Origin of the sequence: Streptomyces sp. NPDC093261 (assembly GCF_044753645.1) — a bacterium.
In the GTDB taxonomy this organism is placed as follows: domain Bacteria; phylum Actinomycetota; class Actinomycetes; order Streptomycetales; family Streptomycetaceae; genus Streptomyces.
On the sequence record NZ_JBIVNO010000011.1, the window covers coordinates 204416 to 222837 of the forward strand.

At 72.2% G+C, this 18422-nt stretch carries 16 protein-coding genes; 3 read left to right on the top strand and 13 right to left on the bottom strand.

Features of this window, described 5'->3' with window-relative positions; all coding sequences use genetic code 11:
• Nucleotides 1-27: 27 nt before the first annotated feature.
• Both ACIP94_RS23755 and ACIP94_RS23760 read right to left on the bottom strand, forming a co-directional pair.
• Nucleotides 28-1113: an SDR family oxidoreductase gene (locus tag ACIP94_RS23755; protein WP_402428969.1), complete on the bottom strand. Its 1086-nt coding sequence runs from the start codon at nt 1111-1113 to the stop codon at nt 28-30.
• Between the two features lie 3 nt (nt 1114-1116).
• A complete protein-coding gene (locus ACIP94_RS23760) occupies nt 1117-1620 on the bottom strand; it encodes a phage holin family protein (RefSeq protein WP_402428972.1) in 504 nt (167 codons plus the stop codon).
• 133 nt (nt 1621-1753) lie between these two features.
• On the opposite strand from ACIP94_RS23760, the gene ACIP94_RS23765 reads away from it, so the two are divergent.
• Nucleotides 1754-2107, top strand: coding sequence for a VOC family protein (locus tag ACIP94_RS23765; RefSeq protein ID WP_402428975.1), 354 nt, complete (start codon nt 1754-1756; stop codon nt 2105-2107).
• A 4-nt stretch (nt 2108-2111) separates the two neighbouring features.
• Here the strand turns inward: ACIP94_RS23765 and ACIP94_RS23770 are convergent, their stop codons facing one another.
• On the bottom strand, nt 2112-4070 hold the full coding sequence (locus tag ACIP94_RS23770; protein WP_402428978.1) for a DUF5107 domain-containing protein: 1959 nt from the start codon (nt 4068-4070) through the stop codon (nt 2112-2114).
• A gap of 372 nt (nt 4071-4442) precedes the next feature.
• Between ACIP94_RS23770 and ACIP94_RS23775 the strand changes: the two genes are divergently transcribed.
• Both ACIP94_RS23775 and ACIP94_RS23780 read left to right on the top strand, forming a co-directional pair.
• Nucleotides 4443-5846: a glutamine synthetase gene (locus ACIP94_RS23775; RefSeq protein WP_402428981.1), complete on the top strand. Its 1404-nt coding sequence runs from the start codon at nt 4443-4445 to the stop codon at nt 5844-5846.
• A gap of 49 nt (nt 5847-5895) precedes the next feature.
• Complete coding sequence (locus tag ACIP94_RS23780; protein ID WP_402428984.1) at nt 5896-7104, top strand: amidohydrolase family protein; 1209 nt, start codon at nt 5896-5898, stop codon at nt 7102-7104.
• A 398-nt stretch (nt 7105-7502) separates the two neighbouring features.
• On the opposite strand, the gene ACIP94_RS23785 is transcribed toward ACIP94_RS23780, so the two are convergent.
• The 10 genes from ACIP94_RS23785 to ACIP94_RS23830 form a co-directional block, all read right to left on the bottom strand.
• The gene (locus ACIP94_RS23785) at nt 7503-8066 is read right to left on the bottom strand and encodes a GNAT family N-acetyltransferase (protein WP_402428987.1); all 564 of its coding nucleotides are present in this window, start codon (nt 8064-8066) and stop codon (nt 7503-7505) included.
• A 41-nt stretch (nt 8067-8107) separates the two neighbouring features.
• Complete coding sequence (locus ACIP94_RS23790) at nt 8108-9034, bottom strand: LD-carboxypeptidase (protein WP_402428990.1); 927 nt, start codon at nt 9032-9034, stop codon at nt 8108-8110.
• The gene (locus ACIP94_RS23795; RefSeq protein WP_402428992.1) at nt 9031-10995 is read right to left on the bottom strand and encodes an LpqB family beta-propeller domain-containing protein; all 1965 of its coding nucleotides are present in this window, start codon (nt 10993-10995) and stop codon (nt 9031-9033) included. The genes ACIP94_RS23790 and ACIP94_RS23795 overlap by 4 nt, the downstream gene beginning before the upstream one ends.
• A gap of 13 nt (nt 10996-11008) precedes the next feature.
• Complete coding sequence (locus ACIP94_RS23800) at nt 11009-12331, bottom strand: M20/M25/M40 family metallo-hydrolase (RefSeq protein ID WP_402428995.1); 1323 nt, start codon at nt 12329-12331, stop codon at nt 11009-11011.
• Nucleotides 12324-13157, bottom strand: a complete 834-nt coding sequence (locus tag ACIP94_RS23805) for a M55 family metallopeptidase (protein WP_402428998.1) — start codon at nt 13155-13157, stop codon at nt 12324-12326. The genes ACIP94_RS23800 and ACIP94_RS23805 overlap by 8 nt, the downstream gene beginning before the upstream one ends.
• Nucleotides 13158-13308: 151 nt before the next feature.
• Nucleotides 13309-14328: a Gfo/Idh/MocA family protein gene (locus ACIP94_RS23810; RefSeq protein ID WP_402429001.1), complete on the bottom strand. Its 1020-nt coding sequence runs from the start codon at nt 14326-14328 to the stop codon at nt 13309-13311.
• Between the two features lie 24 nt (nt 14329-14352).
• On the bottom strand, nt 14353-15255 hold the full coding sequence (locus ACIP94_RS23815) for a sugar phosphate isomerase/epimerase family protein (protein WP_402429004.1): 903 nt from the start codon (nt 15253-15255) through the stop codon (nt 14353-14355).
• A gap of 1 nt (nt 15256) precedes the next feature.
• A complete protein-coding gene (locus ACIP94_RS23820; protein ID WP_402429007.1) occupies nt 15257-16159 on the bottom strand; it encodes an ATP-binding cassette domain-containing protein in 903 nt (300 codons plus the stop codon).
• 5 nt (nt 16160-16164) lie between these two features.
• Complete coding sequence (locus tag ACIP94_RS23825; protein ID WP_402429009.1) at nt 16165-17241, bottom strand: ABC transporter permease; 1077 nt, start codon at nt 17239-17241, stop codon at nt 16165-16167.
• A complete protein-coding gene (locus tag ACIP94_RS23830) occupies nt 17241-18263 on the bottom strand; it encodes a sugar ABC transporter substrate-binding protein (protein WP_402429012.1) in 1023 nt (340 codons plus the stop codon). Before ACIP94_RS23830 ends, ACIP94_RS23825 begins: the two co-directional genes overlap by 1 nt.
• Between the last annotated feature and the right edge of the window lie 159 nt (nt 18264-18422).

Sequence of the window (18422 nt, forward strand, 5' to 3'; positions counted from 1 at the left end):
AGCGAGGCGGCACGCCCCGCCCCGGCGTCAGCCGCGGCGGCGCAGGGCTCCGGCCGTCACGGCGGCGCCGAGGCCGCCGGCCAGCAGGCCGACGCCGATCCTGCCCCGGTTGCGGGAGAGCCATTCCTCGCCGCTGGCGGGCAGGGACTCCGCGTCGAAGCGCCCGTGCGCCCCGAAGTCGCGGCCGTGCGGGCCGTCCGCGGGAGACCACAGATTGCCCACGCCGTCGTACTCCGCCCTGTGCCGGCGCTCGTCCCGCTGACTGTCCCGCCGCTCGTCCTGGGGCTTGTCCTGCTGTGCGTCGAACCCGGTGCGCGCGAGGTAGCGGTCCAGCACCCCGGGAGCCACCGCGTTGGCGATCAGCGTGGCCACCGTCGATCCGCCCACCCAGTACTCCCGGCGCCGGGGGTGCCCGGCCGCATGCACGATCGCGCGTGCCGCCACCTCCGGCTGGTAGACGGGCGCCACCGGCCTGGCCCGCCCCGGCATCCGGCTCAGCACCCAGTCGAACTGCGGGGTGTTCATGGCCGGCAGCTGCACCATCGTCGTCCGGACCCGCGAACGGTCGTGCAGCAGTTCGCACCGCAACGACTCGTTGAAGCCCTGGATGGCGTGCTTGGCTCCGCAGTACGCCGACTGGAGGGGTATCCCCCGGTACGCGAGCGCCGAGCCGACCTGGACGATCGTCCCGTGGTTCTCGGGCAGCATATGCCGCAGGGCGGCCCGCGTGCCGAACACACAGCCGAGGTAGGTCACTTCGGTGACCCGGCGGAACTCGTCGGCCGTGATGTCCATGAACCGTGCGAAGACGCCGGCGAAGGCGTTGTTGACCCAGACGTCGATCCGCCCGAACGTGTCGGCGACCTGCTGCGCGGCATCCTCGACCGCCCTCGCGTCCGCGACGTCGACGGGCACCACCAGCGCCTCACCGCCGACGCGCCGCACCTCGTCGGCGGTCGCGGCGAGGCCCTCGCGGCCCCGGGCGAGCAGGGCGACCCGATCACCCCGGGCGGCGAAGGCCACGGCGGCGGCCCGGCCCACGCCGCCGCTCGCCCCGGTGACCACGACCGCCCTGCGACGCCTGGTCGGCGCTCCCGGCCACGGCCTGCTCATCGCTCACCGGACCCGTCGGCGGGACGCGTCGGCGTCTTCCTCCGGCACGGCCGGATCCGGGACGCCCGGCACATGCGTACCCGTGCCCGGCGCGCCGGGGACCGGGGGCGGCATCGGCGGGTACGGCATGCCGAGACCGCTCGGCGGCCCGGCGGGCGGCGTACCACCGACGACCCGGCCCGGGGCGGCATGGGCCCCGGCCCCGTGGTGGTGGCCGCCGGAGCGCGCGGCGCCGCGCAGCAGGTAGGCCGCCACGCCCAGCACCGCCGCCATGATCAGCGCGGCGGCCCAGCCGGGCACGCCGAGAGCCAGGGCCAGGCCTGCGGCGAGCGCCAGCGCGGCACCCGCGTACAGGCCGGTGGCGCCGGACGCGGCGTACAGCGCGGCGGTACGGCGCTGTTTGCGCGTCTGCTCGCGCAGCTCGTCGCGTACGGCCTCACGGGCCACCTGCGCCAGCTCGTCGGCCAGCTGCTTGTCCAGATGTTCCAGATGATCCAAGGGCTTCATGTCCGCCGGGTACCCGGGCCCCGGCGCGCATAACGCCCGCGCCCGGGCGCGCACGCCCCGGCCGAGGTGAAGAGCGGCCCGGATCCGGGGGAAACGATCTCCCGGCCCGGGCGTGCCCAACTAGGCTCGCGGCATGGAGATTCTGGGAGCCTCGCTGCGTGTCTGCGTCGACGACCTGGAGACCGCGGTCCACTTCTACGAACGTCTGGCGGGCAGCAGAGCTCTCCGTTTCGAACGCGGCGGTGTGCAGGTGGCCGCGGTGGGCTGTTTCCTGCTGATGAGCGGTCCCGCGGACGAGCTGGAGCTGTTGCGCAAGGTGGCCGCGACGATCGCCGTCGAGGACGTCGACGAGGCCCACCGGGTGTTGACCGAGCTCGGCGCCCGGGTCATCGCCGGCCCGGTCCCGACACCGGTGGGCCGCAATCTGATCGCGGCGCATCCTGACGGGGCGGTGTACGAGTACGTGGACCGCCGGCCTCCCGTGTAGCGGCTCACGTGCCGGGCCGCATCCGGAAGTCGTAGCGCGCCGGCAGCGGCTCGTCGGTGATCCGGGCCCACAGCTCGTCGATCACCCGGGCGCCCTCCCGCAGGTCCGCGACCTCGAATCCCTCGTCGAAGACGGCCCGCGCCGCCTCGCGGTTCCCCTCGGCGAGCAGCAGCCGCGCCTCGGTCAGCCGGAAGCGGCCGCGCTCGCGCGTCTCGGGGTGAAGGCGGTACCACACGGCCCGTGCGTCCCGGGTGCGGCCCACGGCCAGCAGCGCGTCGAGGGACTCGCGGCCGAGCGCCGCGGTGGCGGCCGTCCAGGTCTCGCCGTCGTCGCGGCGCTCCCGGCACAGGTCGTCGAAGGCCTCGGCATACCGGTCGGCGGCGCGCTCGTGGTAGCCGGCCTCCTGGTCGGCCACCGCGAGACAGCGCAGCAGCGGCCACAGGGAGGGGGCGAGCGGCAGGGCGCGCTCCCAACTGCGCACCGCCTGTGCGCGGTCGCCCGCATGCCACTGCGCGATCCCCAGGTGATACTCCGTCAGTGGCCGTGCGGGCGCGGTCTCCAGCATGTCGCGCCAGTGCGGCGCCACCAGCGTCTCCCCCGGCGGCCCGACCCGCCGTGGCTCGGGGAAGGAACCCGAGCGCAGCAGCTCCAGCCAAGGCGCCTGCGCGTCACCGACCGTCGCCTCGTCGAACGGGGTGCCCGGCAACTTGCCGCCCATGCGAAGGAGTTCGAGCGCGCCCCAGCCCGAGCCGGCGGCGAGCACCTCACCGGGTTCGGTGTCGGCGTACGGCCGCCAGGCCGCGTAGGCGGCGTCGACGCGCTGACGCGGCAGGCAGGCTTCCAGGCGTGCCTCGGCCGCGTGTACGACGCCGGGCCACTCCCCTTCGCGCTCGGCGTGCAGCGGCCCGTACGCCTCCAGCCATGCCACCTCGCACTCGGCCTCCAGTCGCAGATGCTCCAACTGGGTGCGGGCGAGCCCGGCCTGGATCTCGCAGTAGCCGCCGGTGCCCGGCTCGGTGAGCCACTCCTGCCAGCGGCGCCCGCCGGTGCCCGTCCCCCAGACGAACAGCTTGCGGCCGCGCAGCACATCGGTCGACGCCTGCACCAGTCCGTCGCCGTCCTCATCGAGCGCGGCGATCCAGCGGCGCCGCCCGTCGGGCACCTCGTAGAAGTAGTCGGCGGGATGGACGCTGTTCCCGGGGTAGGTGCGGTCGACACCGTCGTACGACGGCACGGGCACCCGGCGCAGCCGGCGCTCGTACCCGAAGTGGTAGGCCTCCCCGGCGGGTGCGAGCACCCGGCACTCCTCGGGTACGGCGATGTTGGACCACCAGTACACCGGCACCGGCCGGTCGTGCGGATTGCGGATCCGGACGCCGGCGTAGAGGAAGTCGGAGCCTTCCGGCAGCCACAGGTCGACCTGGAAGGGCAGGTCGCGCAGGCGCTCCCACTCCCACAGGCGCAGCATCTCCCCGCCGTCGGGCGCGGTGACGCGGGCCGCGTGCAGGGGTGAGCAGGACAAGGCGGTGTGGCCGGTGGCGCCGATGTTCCACTCGATGCCACCCGAGAACCAGGCGCCGTTGAGCGCGAAGCAGGCGGGCTGGAACACCGGGTTGCGGTAGAGGAGTTCACGGCCGGTCGGCTTGTGGAACAGGGATGCGACGCGTCCGCCGAGGCCGGGCAGGACGGTGGCGCGCAGCCGGTCGTTCTCGATGACGAGGGTGTCGAGGTCCCGGGGTGTGCGCCGTCTGCCGTAGCCGTCCCGGACCCGCGCGGGCAGCAGGCTGCGCAGCGGTTCGTAGCCGATCTGGCGGGCCATGTCGCGCGGCAGTTCGTCCCGGTCCCGGTCGTCGATGCGGTGGGTCTCGTCGAGCGGCCGCAGCGGGGGCAGCGGGTTGTCCGGCCCCAGTTCCGCGGCGGGCAGTGTCACTGCGTCACGTCGGATCGTCGTCACGACCGCCATGGAACCCGGCAGCCGACGACCTGACCAGGGGCTCTGCCGGTCAGGATTCCGCAAAGGCGGCCTGGCCGGGCCGCTGCCCGACGCGTCCGCCCTCCACGGCCGTCCGCCCTCCACGGCCCCGGCAGCCGGCGCCGGGTGCCCGCCGCGGGCGGCCGAGACGCGAGGGGGCGTGCGAGTGATGCGCCGTCAGCGATGGCCCGAGCCGGCTCCCGGCCATGGGGCGGGGGTTCTCTCGGTCTGGATACGACACAACGTGCGGCGACGGCGCGACCGACCCTCGGGACCGTCGATGTGCGCGATCCTGGGCCGGGTACACCGACGTCACGACCATCGGTGTGCAGGCTCCGGGCCGCAGCTTGCCGAGGAGGATGCATGACCACCCTTGCCGACCCCGTCCCCGGCGGACGCCCGGGCGACATCGATCGTGCCACCGCGCTGGAGACGGAACTGTCGGCACGAGGTGTGCACGGCGTTGTCCTGGCGTACATCGACACCGCCGGCATCGGCCGGGTGAAGACGATCCCGACGAACCGGCTCGCCTTGGCGACGGCCTGGGGTGTGGGGATGTCGCCGGTGTTCGACACCTTCCTCGCGAACGACTCCATCGTCTCCACGGACGTGCTGGGCTCGCCGGACGGTGATCTGCGCCTGTATCCCGACCTCGACCACCTGGTGGTCCTGTCCGGACAGCCGGGCTGGGCCTGGGCTCCGGTCGACCGGATCACCCAGGAGGGTGAACAGCACCCGGCGTGCAGCCGCACCTTCCTACGCCGTGTCGTCGCGGACGCCGCCCGGCGCCACGGCATCACGTTCAAGACGGCCATCGAGGTCGAGTGGACCGTCGGGCAGGGAGCCGCACCGGGAGACGGGTTCGTGCCAGCGGCCTCGGGCCCGGCCTACAGCGCCACCCGGCAGATCGAACTGAGTGACTACACCGTCGAGTTGCTGGCGGCGCTGACGGCCCAGGGCGTGGACGTCGATCAGATCCATCCCGAGTACGCGGCCGGGCAGTTCGAGATCTCGGTCGGTGCGCTCGACCCGGTGGCCGCCGCGGACCGGAGCGTGCTGGTGAGACAGACCATCCGGGCGGTGTCCCGACGTCATGGACTCAAGGTCTCCTTCTCACCGGCGGTTTCCGCGGAAGGGGTCGGCAACGGCGGGCACGTCCATCTCTCCGCCTGGCGCGGCGGCGTCAATCTGCACGCACACGGCGAGCGCCGCCACGGCATGACCGCGGAGGCCGAGTCATTCGCCGCAGGCCTGCTCGGCCACCTGCCCGCCCTCACGGCGGTGACCGCCCCGAGCCCTGCGAGCTATCTGCGGCTCAAGCCCTCGCAGTGGGCCGGGGTCTTCGCCGTATGGGGGCACGAGACCCGCGAGTCGGCGGTGCGCATCATCACCGGCACGGCGGGGATGCGCGGCCGGGCGGCGAATCTGGAGGTGAAGCCGGTCGACCTGGCCGCCAACCCGTACCTCGCGCTCGGTTGCCTCATCTCCGCCGGGCTCGACGGCCTGGAGTCGTCCTCTCCGCTGCCCGAGGAGGTCACCGGAGATCCCGCGCGGTTCACCGCCGAGGAGGCGGCGCTCCGGGGCGTGCGCCGCCTGCCGGCGTCGCTGGAGGAATCCGTCGGGAAGTTCCGCGAGGACGAACGGCTTCGCGCCGCGCTGGGGCCGGTCCTGGCGGACGCGGTGATCGCGGTTCGGCTCGGGGAGATCGCCGCCGTGGCCGGCCTCGACGACGAGCTCGTGGCGGCGGCGTACCGGTGGAAGTACTGAACGGAGCGGGACAGCAGACTCACCGAGCATTCCGGGAGGCCGCACAGCCGTGAGCAGCTCACCACCATCCGCCTCCGGGCCGGTCCACGAGACCGTCGCCGGTCTCTTTCTCGTGGATCACCACTGTCATGGGGTTCTCACCACCGATCCGAGTCCGGAGGAGTTCCAATCGCTGATCACCGAAGGGGACGTATGGCCCGCGAGCGGCATCACGTCCTTCGACAGCCCCGTCGGCGTGGCGATCCGCCGCCACTGTGCCCCTCTGCTGGACCTGCCACGACACGCTCCCGCCATGGAATACCTGGCACGGCGGGCCCAGTTGGGCTGGCGCGAGGTCAATCGCAGGTTCATCGCCGATGCGGGGACGGACGTGTTCTGCGTGGACACCGGCTATACCCCGGACCGTCTCACGACACCCTCCGAGCTCGCCGCTGCCACCGGTCGTCCGGCGGCGGCCGCCTACGACGTCGTACGCCTGGAGGCCGTCGCCGAGGCCGTGGCCGCCGAGGGAGTGGAGCCGGACGAGTACGCCTCCGTGTTCGTCGCGGCCGCGCGGAGGGCCATCGCCACCCGGGGGGCGGTGGCGGTGAAGTCCGTCGCCGCCTATCGCACCGGATTCGACGTGGATCCCAGTCGGCCGTCGGACGCGGACGTCACCGAGGCGGTACGGCGCTGGCTGGCCCCGGCGGGAACGGGCAGGTCAGGCGACGGAGCCGCGAAGGAGAACCACCCCCGTCCCCGCCTGAACGACCCCGTCCTCGTACGGCATCTGCTCTGGACGGCGGTGGACCTCGGGCTGCCCCTCCAACTGCACACCGGCTTGGGGGACAACGACATCCGGATGCATCGGGTGGACCCCACCCATCTCACCGACTGGCTGCACCTCACCTCCGGCACGATCGCCGTCCTGCTCCTGCACTGCTGGCCCTACCAGCGTCAGGCCGCCTACCTGGCCACGGTCTTCGAGCAGGTGTACCTCGACGTCGGGCTGACCCTGCACCACGTCGGCCCCGCCCGCGCCCGGGCCATCCTGGAGGAGGCACTCGAGATCACGCCGTTCCGCAAACTCCTCTACAGCTCCGACGCCTACGGACTCGCCGAGTTCTACCGGCTCGGAGCGCTGGCCTACCGGCGGGGTCTGACGGAGCTGCTCCAGGACCGGGTGGACGCGGACGAACTGAGCCTGCCCGACGCGCAGCGGATCGCCGTGTGGACGGGCCGCGACAACGCCTGTCGCGTGTACGGGCTGCCCCGGTGAGACGCGAGGGTTTCCACCGGTCCTCCCGAATCGCTCGTCGGACGGCGGCACTCAGCGCGAGACCACCGGCTACCGATGGCACAAAGGCGCATCCAGGGCAACCGGCCTCGGCACAGTCTGCTGCGGCACCGTCGTCACCGGCGCAGGAGGATGCCTCTTCCCCGGCTCTGCCCCCACCCACACCGTCACCGGCCGAGTAGCCACAGGCCGCCGCGCACGCCTGGCTGGTGCGGAACTTCTCGCCCAGGCAGCCCTGATCCAAGGCGATCTGACAGCCGCTCCACTACTGCGGCGACAGCAGCGAGGCCAGTGACAATCGGACTCGCGTGTGCCCGGACTCGCGTGTGCCCGGACCCGCGTGTGCCCGGACCCGCGTGTGCCCGACCCGCTGAGCGGCCTCACTTCCCCGAGGCCGCTTCGGCGCGGACCATCTCGGCGGTGATGGCCCAGCGTTCGTGGTCACGCCAGGCGCCGTCGATGTAGATCATGCCGGGTGAGTAGCCCTCGAGGCGGAAGCCGCAGCGCCGGGCGAGGGCGATCGAGGCGGCGTTGCCGGGCTGCGCGTTGATCTCAAGCCGGTGCAGTCCCATCGGCCCGAACGCGTACCGCACCACCAGACCGAGGCCCTCCGCCATCAGTCCCCGGCCGGCGGCGTGCGCGAAGGCGCCGTAGCCGAGTGCTCCGGACAGGAAACCGCCCTTGACGATGTTGTTGATGTTGATGAATCCGGCGATGGCCCCGCTGTCCTTCTCGCACACCAGGAACCCGGCCTTCGCCGGGTCACGGAGCAGCCGGCCGGCGTAGGCCGCGTAGGCCCCCGCGGTGTCCGGCGGGAAGAGCCAGGGGTGGTGCAGCTCCCTGCTCTCCCGCGCCCTGGCGGTGAATTCGGCCGCGTCCTCAAGGGTGAAGTGGCGAATGCCCACACGGGGGCCTTCGGCGAGAAATCCACGGGTCAGGGGCACACCGCCACCCTACGTGACCCGCCGGTCTCCGCGCCGTGCCGTCACGCCAGCGCCGGTTCGTCCAGCGTCAGCGTCCCCGCCTCCGCGTCCAGCTCGGCCCCCACGCCGAACGGGATCGTCAGCGCGCCGTCACCGTGCCCGAAGCCGAACTCCTCGGCCACCGGCACCCCCAGGCCGCAGAGCCGGTCGGCGAGGACCCGCCGCAGCAGCTCGTAGGATCCGCAGTTCTTCCAGGAGCCGAGCGCGATCCCGGCCACCCCGTCGAGCCGGCCGGAGCGCAGCAGCTGGGTGAGGGTCCGGTCGACGCGGTACGCCTCCTCGCCGATGTCCTCGATCATCAGCAGGCCTCCCCGGGCGCCGGACCGGGCGTGCGGGGTGCCCAGTTCGGCCGCGAGCAGGCTCAGGCAGCCGCCGAGGGTGACCCCGCGGGCGCGCCCGGGCACCAGCGCCGTCCCGCCGGTCGCGCGGATGGCCATCACGGACTCCGGCTCGAAGAGCGTGGCCCGCAGATGCTCCTGCGCCCGCGCGTTCTTCAGGAAGTCGAGGGCCGACACCATCGGCCCGTGCAGTGTCACGAGGCCCAGGCGGACCGCGAACGCCTCGTGCAGTGCGGTGATGTCGCTGAAGCCGACCAACGCCTTGGGCCCGGCGGCCCGCAGCGCGTCCCAGTCGAGCAGGTCCACCATGCGCTGTGCCCCGTACCCTCCGCGGGCGCACAGGACCGCGGCGACGTCCGGGTCGCACCACGCGGCCTGGAAGTCGGCGGCCCGGTCGGCGTCCGTGCCCGCGAGGTAGGGGAAGCCGGGGTGCCGGTCGAGGACGTGCGGGCCCACGACCGGGTCCAGTTCCCAGCCGCGCAGGAGGTCGAGCCCCGCGGCCAGCCGTTCCTCGACCACGGGCCCGCTGGGCGCGACAACGGCCACGCGGGCACCGGGGGCGAGTCGGGGCGGCCGTACGAGAGGGATCACGGCTTGAGCTCCAGGGTGGGTATGCCGGGCGGGTTCAGCCCGAAGACCTGCGCATACAGCGACAGCTCGGCCTCCAGGGCACGCACCATGGTCTCAGCCCGCCTGAATCCGTGCCCCTCGCCCTCGAAGGCGAGATAGGCGTGCGGGATGCGCCGCCCCGCCAGCCGGGCGAGGAACCGCTCGCACTGCGCGGGCGCGCAGATGGGGTCGTCGAGCCCCTGGAGCAGCAGGAAGGGGGCCGTGATCCGGTCGGCGTGCTCGACGGGCGACCGCTCGGCGTACCGGCCGGGCACCTCGGAGTAGGGCCCCACCAGGGTGTCCAGATAGCGCGACTCGAAGTCGTGGGTCTCCCCCGAGCCGAAGCTCTTCAGGTCGAGGACGGGGTAGATGATCGTGCCGCAGGCGTAGACGCCCGTCGATGTGAGGGACACGGCCGACGTCCAGCCGCCCGCGCTGCCTCCCCGCACCGCGAGCCGCGCGGGGTCGGCGGTGCCCTCGTCGGCGAGGGCGGCGGCGACGGCCGCGCAGTCCTCGACGTCGACGACGCCCCACTGTCCGCGCAGCCGGTTGCGGTACGCGCGTCCGTATCCCGTCGAGCCGCCGTAGTTCACCTCGACGACGCCGATCCCGCGCGAGGTGAAGTAGGCGATCTCCAGGTCGAGGACGAGCGGGACCCGGCTCGTGGGCCCGCCGTGGGCCCACACCACATAGGGTGGCCGCTCGTCGCCGGGCGCGGTGTGGCCGGGGTGGTGCGGCGGATACAGGTGTGCGTGGATCTCGCGGCCGTCGGGCCCGGCAAAGGAGCGGATCTGTGGCTCGGGGTAGTAGGCGGGGTCCACCGCGTTTTCGTGGGCGGCGCCGATGACCCGGGCGCGACCGGTGCGGGCGTCCAGCTCGACCACCTCATGGGCGGTGCGGGGGCTCGCGCCGACGGCGAGGATCCGGCTGTCGTGCGTGGCGAGCGTGGCGGCGAACTCGGTCCAGGGTCCGGCCGCGTCGACGACCTCGCCGCGGCCGGGGTCGAGGATCCCGAGCCGGCTCGCGCCCCGGCCGTGCAGGACGGCGATCAGCCCGCTGTCCAGCGGAGCGAACCACCGCAGGCCGACCTTCCACAGCGGCCCGGCGAACTCCTCCTCGCGCGGGCACAGCGGCACGCCGTCCCGGTACAGGTTCCACCAGCCGCTGCGGTCGCTTGCGTACAGCAGGGAGCCGTCGGCCGCCCACTCGGCCTGCGGGACCGACTCCTCGGGGCCGCCGGCGACGATGTGCGGGTCCCGGAACCTCCCGTCGCCGGTCACCTCGGCGACGATCAGCTCGGTGCCGTCCCACGGCATCCGCGGATGGTCCCAGGCGATCCATGCCGCACGCCGCCCGTCCGGGGAGAGACGGGGGCCGGTGACAAAGCGGTGCCGCGCCTCGGTGAGCTCCCGCACGGCCTGCCGGTCCTGCGCCGCGGAACCGTCCAGGGGCACGGCGACCGCCACCCGGCGCACGTCGGAGGGCCCCTCGCCGGTGAACTCCTCCAGCACGCACCAGACCTCACCGCGCTCGATGTGCAGTTGCGGGTCGATCCAGCGCAGTCCGCCGCCCACCGGCGACAGGGGGGTGAGCGGGCGCGGTCCGTCGCCGGGCGCCGCCGGCTCGTACGCGTACAGCCGCTGGTCCGCGAAGTCGACGAAGACCAGCAGCGGGCCCTCGGGGCGCATGACACCGGCCCAGGGGCGTCCGCCGTACTCCATGACCCGGCTGCGCACGTTCCACGGCGGGGGCAGCACCGATTCCTCCGCGCCGTCCAAGGTGCGCCGCACCAGCGTGCGGCGGCCGCCTTCCATGGGGCGCGGCTCCGTCCACCACGCCTCCTCGCCCACGAAGTCCACCGACTCCGGCTGCCCGTCGTGCGCGGCGGCGAGCGCCGCGTCGATGGGCGAGGGCCATTCCCCGTAGGGCAGGGTCCTCTCCATCTCTCCCCCTCCTCTATGCCGTCCGCAGAAAGCGGTCCAGGACCCGGACCCCGAAGTGCAGGGCCTCTACGGGGACGCGTTCGTCCACTCCGTGGAAGAGGGCCTGGTAGTCGAAGCCCTCCGGCAGCTTCAGCGGCGCGAAGCCGTATCCGGTGATGCCCAGGCGTGAGAACTGCTTGGCGTCCGTGCCGCCCGACATGCAGTACGGCACCACGTGCCCCTCGGGCGCGAACTCCTCCACGGCGGCGCGCATCCTGGCGAACGTCGGCGAGTCCACCGGCGCCTGGAGGGCGACCTCACGGTGGTGGAACTCCCAGTCCACGTCCGGTCCGGTCAGTTCGTCGAGTGTGGTACGGAACTCGTCCTCGCCGCCGGGCAGATAGCGTCCGTCGACTTGGGCGACGGCCTCGCCCGGGATCACATTGACCTTGTAACCGGCTTCCAGCATGGTCGGGTTGGCGCTGTTGCGGACGGTCGGCCGGACCAACGCGGCGGCCGGGCCGAGCTTCTCCAGGAGGCGGTCCATGGCGGCGGGGTCGTCGAGGCCGTCGAGGTCGGCCTCGAGGCCGTACAGGGCGGCGAGTTCGGTGAGCGCGGCCCGCACGGTCGGGGTGAGCCGCAGCGGCCACTCGTGGGCGCCGATGCGGGCGACCGCGGCGGCGAGCCGGGTGACGGCGTTGCTGCGGTTGGGCTTGGAGCCGTGGCCGGCGCGGCCGCGGGCGGTGAGCTTGAGCCAGGCGGTGCCGCGCTCACCCGCCGCGATGGGGTAGATCCGCCGGCCGCTACCGTCGTGGAACGTGAACGCCCCGGACTCGCTGATCCCCTCGGTGCAGCCCTCGAAGAGGTGTGCGTGCCGGTCCGCCAGGAAACCGGCGCCGTCCTGTGCGCTCGCCTCCTCGTCGGCGGTGAACGCGATGACGAGGTCGCGGCGGGGCCGCACACCCGCGCGTGCCCAGGCCGCCACGACCGCGAGGATCATCGCGTCCATGTTCTTCATGTCGACCGCGCCGCGCCCCCAGACGACGCCGTCGCGCACCTCCCCGGAGAACGGGTGCACGCTCCAGTCGGCGGCCTCGGCGGGCACCACGTCGAGGTGGCCGTGGACGAGCAGCGCGTCCGCGGACGGGTCGGTGCCCTCGATCCGGGCGACGACGTTCGTCCGGCCCTCGGTGCGCTCCAGGAGCGTGGGCTCCAGCCCCGCCTCGGCCAGCCGCGCGGCCGCGTACTCAGCGGCGGGCCGCTCCCGGCAGTCGCCGCCGCCGCGGTTGGTGGTGTCGATGCGGATGAGGTCCGAGGTGAACCGCACGACCTCGTCGAGTGCCCGCTGGTCAGCCATACTGCTCCTCCACCGCGGCCGAGACGATCGTGGTGACCGCCTTGAAGGTACGGATGCCCTCGTACATGGTGGCGCTCGTGTACGCCACCTTCCGCTCACCGATGCGGTCCACGCCCGGCACGACAGTGGCGGCCATGGCGAGATGCTCGGCGTCGAATTCGAGCGCCACGGTGAACGGACCCGAGGCCGCCGGCTCGTGACGCACCGCCAGGGCGGCCGCCTCCTTGGCGGCGGCGCGGATGTCGGCGGCGGTTCTGGCGGGAGTGCGGCACACGGCCGCGTATCGCGAGACGTGGTCCTTGACGGCGACCTTGAGCGCCTCCGGCGCGTAGCCGAGCGCGTCCTCGCAGGCCACGTCGTCGCCCGTGACCAGGATGACGGGCACGCCGTACTCGGCGACCACCCGCGCGTTCAGCAGGCCCTCGCTGGCGCGGACGTCGTTCAGCCAGACCCCGGTGATGGAGTTGGCGAGGTAGGTGTGCGCCAGTACGCCTTCCATGCCGGCGCCCGCGTGATAGCCGACGAACGCGATGCCGTCCACGTCGCCGTGCTGCACGCCCTCGACCATGGACAGGGACTTGTGACGGCCGGTGAGCATCTGCGCCCGCTCGTCGAGCCGGTCCAGGAGCAGATTGCGCATGGTCCAGTGCGCCTCGTTGATCAGCACCTCGTCGGCGCCGCCGTCGAGGAATCCGAGCACGGCGGCGTTCACGTCCGAAGTGAACATCGCCCGGCACCGCTCCCATTGCGGCGTCCCGGGCAGCACGTCGGCGGGCCAGGTCACACCGGTGGCGCCCTCCATGTCGGCGCTGATGAGGATCTTCATGGCTCGAAACCGTACGTCCTCGTGACGATGGGTGACCAGCCCTGTGGACAAGTGTCCTCGGCACGGCTGCCCGGCGCGAGTGACGGTCGCCGGCGTCAGGCGGCGCGCGTCGGCCGTGGCCGGGGCGGGAGCCGACCACGGCCGGGGCGGCTCAGCGGTAGAGCGCGGGCCGTTCGACCAGGCCGACCTCCATGCGGCGGCCCTCCCGCTGGGCGCGCACGCCCGCCTCGCAGACGGCCGCCGCGGCGTAGCCGTCCCAGGTGCTCGGCCCGGTGACCTCGCCGCGCCGGGTGGCGTCGACCCAGGTCTGCACCTCGTGGTCGTAGGCCTGCGCGAAGCGCTCCACGAAGTCCTGGGCGATGCTTCCGCCCCAGCGGCCCGCCTCGTGGAGAACCATGGCGTGTTCCTCGCCGATCCGGGCGGTGCCGCGCTCGCAGACCGCCTCGGCCCGCACCTGGTAGCCGAAGCCGCAGTTGACGAAGATCTCGACGTCGACGAGCGCGCCGCCATCGGTCTCGAAGACGAGGAACTGGGGGTCCGCGAGGCCTTCCGGGGCGTTGCGGGACGGTGCGGGGCGCAGCGCCGTCACCGCCGTGATCTCCTGGCCGAGCAGCCAGCGCGTCACATCCATCTCGTGCACGACCGAGTCGTTGACGAGCATCGCGTCGGTGAAGCCGGGCGGGCTGGCCGCGTTGCGGTGCCGGTTGTGCAGCATCAACGGCCGGCCCAGCCGGCCGCTGTCCAGCAGCGTCTTGAGCTTGAGGTACTCGGTGTCGTAGCGCCGCATGAAGCCGACCTGGACGCGCCGGTGGCCCAGTTTCTGCTCGGCCTCGAGGATCCTGAGCGCGGAGGCCGCGTCGGGGGTGAGGGGCTTCTCGCACAGCACCGGCAGGTCGTGCGCGAACGCCGTCAGCAGTGCGGCCTCGTGGGCGGGCCCCGGTGAGGCGATCAGTACGGCGTCGACGTCGTCCGCGGCCATGGCGGCGGCCGGGTCGGTGTAGGCGGTGCAGGCCTCGACACCGGCGGCGACGCTCTTGGCGCGTTCCGCGTCGACGTCCACGACGGCGCTCACCCGCGCCCCGCTCGTCACCTCGCTGAGGCGGCGTACGTGGTCGGCCCCCATCCGCCCGGTGCCGATGACGGCGACACCGAGCGTTCCACGCTGGGTCATGGTGGTCGATCCTCCCTTCAGGGGTCAGGCGCCGCAGGAGCGGAGGAACGCACGGGTGCGAACGGCGATGGGCAGCGGCTTGTCCGGCGGGCAGGGGTACATGTCCTGCTCGACGATGGCGAAGAGGTCGACTCCGAGGCCCTGGGCGGCCGCGAGGACCGGTTCCAGCGCGGGCACGCCCGCCGGGGGCTCGCACATCACACCCCGCTGCACGGCGGGCCCGAAGGGCACCCCGCCCCGCACGACGTCGGCGAGAATCTGCGGGTCGACCTGCTTGAGGTGCAGATAGCCGATGCGCTCGCCGTAGGTCTCGATGAGCTTGACGCTGTCGCCGCCGCAGTAGGCGTAGTGCCCGGTGTCCAGGCACAGGTTGACGAGGTCGCGGTCGGTGGAGTCGAGGAAGCGCCCGACGTGCTCCTCGGTGTCGATGTGGGTGTCGGCGTGCGGATGGACGACGATGTCGAGTCCGTAGGTGTCCCTGACCTCGCGGCCGAGCCGCTCCATGCCCCGGGCGAGGTGGGCCCACTGCTCGGCGGTCAGTTCGGACGGCTCGATGATCTCGGCGGTCTTGTCGTCCCGCCAGAAGGAGGGGATGACGACCAGATGCCTGGCGCCCATCGCCTGGGTGAGCGCGGCGACCCGGCCGACGTGCTCCCAGGTGGACTCCCAGACGTCCGGTCCGCGGTGCAGCGCGGTGAAGACGGTGCCCGCCGACACCTTCAGGTTCCGCTTGTTCACCTCGTCGGTGAGCCGCGCCGGGTCGGTCGGCAGATAGCCGTAGGGGCCGAGTTCGATCCAGGAGTAGCCGGCTTCGGCGACCTCGTCGAGGAAGCGTTCCCAGGGCACCTGCTGCGGGTCGTCGGGGAACCAGACGCCCCAGGAGTCCGGTGCCGAGCCGACCCGGATGCGGTCCAGGGCAGGGGTCATGTCAGGAGTTCCCTTCGGGAGTTGCCGCGACGGGTGCCTGGAGGTCCTCCGCGTCGGGGAGTCCCTCGACGTCGACGCCGCCGACCCGTGCCAGCTCGTGCTTGAGGGCGGCGAGTTCGGCGCCGCCGGCCATGTGGTTGGGCAGTTCTTCCAGACTGACCTGGCTCCGGTCGGCGCTCAGCTCCATGGTGCCCAGGCGCAGGACGCTGAAGTGGTCGCCGACCATATAGGCGTGATGGGGATTGTGGGTGATGAAGATGACGCCGAGGCCGCGCTCGCGGGCGGCCGCGATGTACTTCAGGACGACTCCGGACTGCTTGACGCCGAGCGCGGCGGTGGGCTCGTCCAGGATGAGGACGCGGGCCCCGAAGTAGACGGCGCGGGCGATCGCCACGCACTGGCGCTGGCCGCCGGAGAGGGTGCCGATGGGCTGTTCCAGGTCGTCGAGGACGATGCCCATGTTGCGCAGTTCGTCGTCCGCGGTCTTCTTCATCCGGGCGATGTCGAGGCGGCGGATCGGCCAGGGCCCCTTGGTCATCTCGGAGCCGAGGAAGAAGTTCCGCCATACCGGCATGAGCGGCACGGTCGCCAGGTCCTGGTAGACGGTGGCGATGCCGCGGTCCAGGGCCTCGCGCGGGGTCGCGAAGCGCACGGGTGCGCCGTCGACGAGGAACTCGCCCTCCGTGTGCTGGTGGAGCCCGGAGATGATCTTGATCAGGGTGGATTTGCCGGCACCGTTGTCGCCGAGGACGCAGGTCACCCTGCCGGGGCGGACGGCGAGGTCGACGCCGTGCAGGGCGCGGATGTTGCCGTACGACTTGCCCGCGCCGCGCAGTTCGACGAGGGGGGCCTGGCTGCCCGGGGCCGGCGTGTCGTGCTGGTGGCCGAGGTCGGCTCGCGTCATGGGGATCACCTCCGGGTCGCCGACTGGCGGACCCACAGATTGATGAGGGTGGCGCCGAGGAGCATCACCCCGAGGAAGGCCTTGAACCAGTCGGGGTTCCAGCCGGCGTAGACGATGCCCTGGCTGACCATGCCGAACATGAACGCGCCGAAGACCGGGCCGATGGCGGAGCCGTAGCCGCCGGTGAGCAGACAGCCTCCGATGACCGCGGCGGCGATGTAGATCAGCTCCTGGCCGACGCCCTCGCCGGACTGCACGGTGTTGAAGGCGAACAGCTGGTGCATGCCCACGAACCAGGCGCCGAAGCCGACCAGCATGAACAGGGTGATCTTGGTGAACCTCACGGGCACGCCGACGGCCCGTGCGCTGTCCTGGTTGCCGCCGACCGCGAAGGTCCAGTTGCCGTACTTGGTGCGCAGCAGGACCCAGGTCGCCAGGGCCGCGAAGCCGAGCCACCACAGGACGGTGACCTTGAACTGCACTCCGCCGATGGTGAAGGAGGAGGCGAAGACCGCCTTGGCCTGCTCGAAGCCGTCCATGTTGCTGATGTCGTCGGTGGCCACGTTACCGGTGATCAGTTTGGTGACCGCGAGGTTGACGCCCTGGAGGCCGAGGAAGGTACCGAGGGTGATCAGGAAGCTCGGCAGCCCGGTGCGCATCACCATCCAGCCGTTGAACGCCCCGATCGCGAGCGACACCACGAGGGCGACGACCACGCCCACCCACACGTTCATGGTCAGTTGGTAGCTCACCATGCTCGCGGTCAGCGCGGAAGTGATCACCGCCACGCCGGACGACAGGTCGAACTCGCCGCCGATCATCAGCAGCGCCACGGGCAGTGCCATGATCCCGATGGTCGACGACTGGTAGAGGACCGTGGCCATCGCGCTGCCCGTGCGGAACGTCGGCGCCGCGACGAAGAAGAAGACGAACACCGCGACGGCGCCGAGGAAGACGCCGACCTCGGGCCGGGCGAGCAGCCGGAGCGCAACGGATCGCTGTACGGTCCGGCCGTCACGCTCCTTGGGGCCGGAGGCCGGCGGTGAGGACACCGCCGGCACAGCCTGCCGGCTCATGGTCATCACCTCGTGCCCTTGACGGCGAACGCCGCGACGGCGCCCACGTTGGACTTGTCGACGAAGGCCGGGCCGGTCAGCACGGGCTGTTCGCCGCCGCCGCTGTAGTTGCCGTTGTTCTTCTCGAGCCACAGGGAGTCGACCGCCAGATAGCCCTGGAGATAGGGCTGCTGGTCGACGGCGAACTGGATGTCGCCCTTCTGGATGGCGTTGGTGAGGTCCTTGTTGAGGTCGAAGGTGGCGACCTTCGCCCTGCTGCCCGCGTCGCCCACCGACTGCACCGCGGTCAGGGCGTAGGGCGCGCCGAGCGTGACCACGTAGTCGATGGAGCTGTCCTGCTTGAGCTTGGCGGTGATCGTCGACTTCACGGACGGCATGTCGGTACCATTGACGTAGAGGATCTGCGTCTTGCCGCCGAAGGTCTTCTTCACACCGTCGCAGCGCTGGGTGAGCCCGACGTTGCCCTGCTCCTGGATCACACAGACCGCGTTCTTCGCGCCGACCTCGTTCAGCTTCTTGCCGAACGCCTCTCCCGCCACGCTCTCGTCCTGCCCGAAGAACTCCAGCAGTCCCAGCTTCTTCCAGTCGCTCACCCCGGAGTTCAGGCCTACCACGGGGATGCCCGCCTGGGTCGCCTTGCCCACGGCGTCCTTCATGGCGTCCGGCTTGGCGAGGGTGACCGCGATGCCGTCGACCTTCTGGTCGACGGCGTTCTGGACCAGGTTGGCCTGGTTGCCCGCGTTGGGGTCGCTGGAGTAGACGAGCTTGATGTTGTCCTTGGCCGCGGCCGCCTCGGCTCCCTTGCGGACGATGTCCCAGAAGGTGTCGCCCGGCGCCTGGTGGGTGACGAGCGCGACCGTCATCCGGGGGGTGGTGGCCTTGCCCGCGGCGACGCCGGAGCTCTTCTCCTCCGCCTTCTTGCCGCCCGAGCTGCTGGAGCAGCCGGCGACGAGCAGCGCGGACGCCGCGGCCAGCGCGACGAGTGGGGCGACTCTGAGGGAGCGGCGGGGGTGGAACGTGCGGTCCATCTTTCCTGCACCTCACTGTGCGGCCGGGGAAGGGGAAAAGCGAGAGGGACGGCGCCGGGCAAGGGCCCACACGGGGCCCGGACAGGCGTCCGGGCCCCGTGCCGGTGAACCGGCGGTTTCGCTGGGACGGGATACAAACCCCTGTCGCACCCGTCTGTC

Excerpts from the sequence above, each read along its gene's own strand:
- ACIP94_RS23800 (WP_402428995.1), bottom strand. The coding sequence starts at position 12,331 with ATGGCTGACCAGCGGGCACTCGACGAGGTCGTGCGGTTCACCTCGGAC.
- ACIP94_RS23805 (WP_402428998.1), bottom strand. The coding sequence starts at position 13,157 with ATGAAGATCCTCATCAGCGCCGACATGGAGGGCGCCACCGGTGTGACC.
- ACIP94_RS23815 (WP_402429004.1), bottom strand. The coding sequence starts at position 15,255 with ATGACCCCTGCCCTGGACCGCATCCGGGTCGGCTCGGCACCGGACTCC.
- ACIP94_RS23760 (WP_402428972.1), bottom strand. The coding sequence starts at position 1,620 with ATGAAGCCCTTGGATCATCTGGAACATCTGGACAAGCAGCTGGCCGAC.
- ACIP94_RS23830 (WP_402429012.1), bottom strand. The coding sequence starts at position 18,263 with ATGGACCGCACGTTCCACCCCCGCCGCTCCCTCAGAGTCGCCCCACTC.
- ACIP94_RS23765 (WP_402428975.1), top strand. The coding sequence starts at position 1,754 with ATGGAGATTCTGGGAGCCTCGCTGCGTGTCTGCGTCGACGACCTGGAG.
- ACIP94_RS23820 (WP_402429007.1), bottom strand. The coding sequence starts at position 16,159 with ATGACGCGAGCCGACCTCGGCCACCAGCACGACACGCCGGCCCCGGGC.
- ACIP94_RS23825 (WP_402429009.1), bottom strand. The coding sequence starts at position 17,241 with ATGACCATGAGCCGGCAGGCTGTGCCGGCGGTGTCCTCACCGCCGGCC.
- ACIP94_RS23770 (WP_402428978.1), bottom strand. The coding sequence starts at position 4,070 with ATGGCGGTCGTGACGACGATCCGACGTGACGCAGTGACACTGCCCGCC.
- ACIP94_RS23795 (WP_402428992.1), bottom strand. The coding sequence starts at position 10,995 with ATGGAGAGGACCCTGCCCTACGGGGAATGGCCCTCGCCCATCGACGCG.
- ACIP94_RS23755 (WP_402428969.1), bottom strand. The coding sequence starts at position 1,113 with ATGAGCAGGCCGTGGCCGGGAGCGCCGACCAGGCGTCGCAGGGCGGTC.
- ACIP94_RS23775 (WP_402428981.1), top strand. The coding sequence starts at position 4,443 with ATGACCACCCTTGCCGACCCCGTCCCCGGCGGACGCCCGGGCGACATC.
- ACIP94_RS23810 (WP_402429001.1), bottom strand. The coding sequence starts at position 14,328 with ATGACCCAGCGTGGAACGCTCGGTGTCGCCGTCATCGGCACCGGGCGG.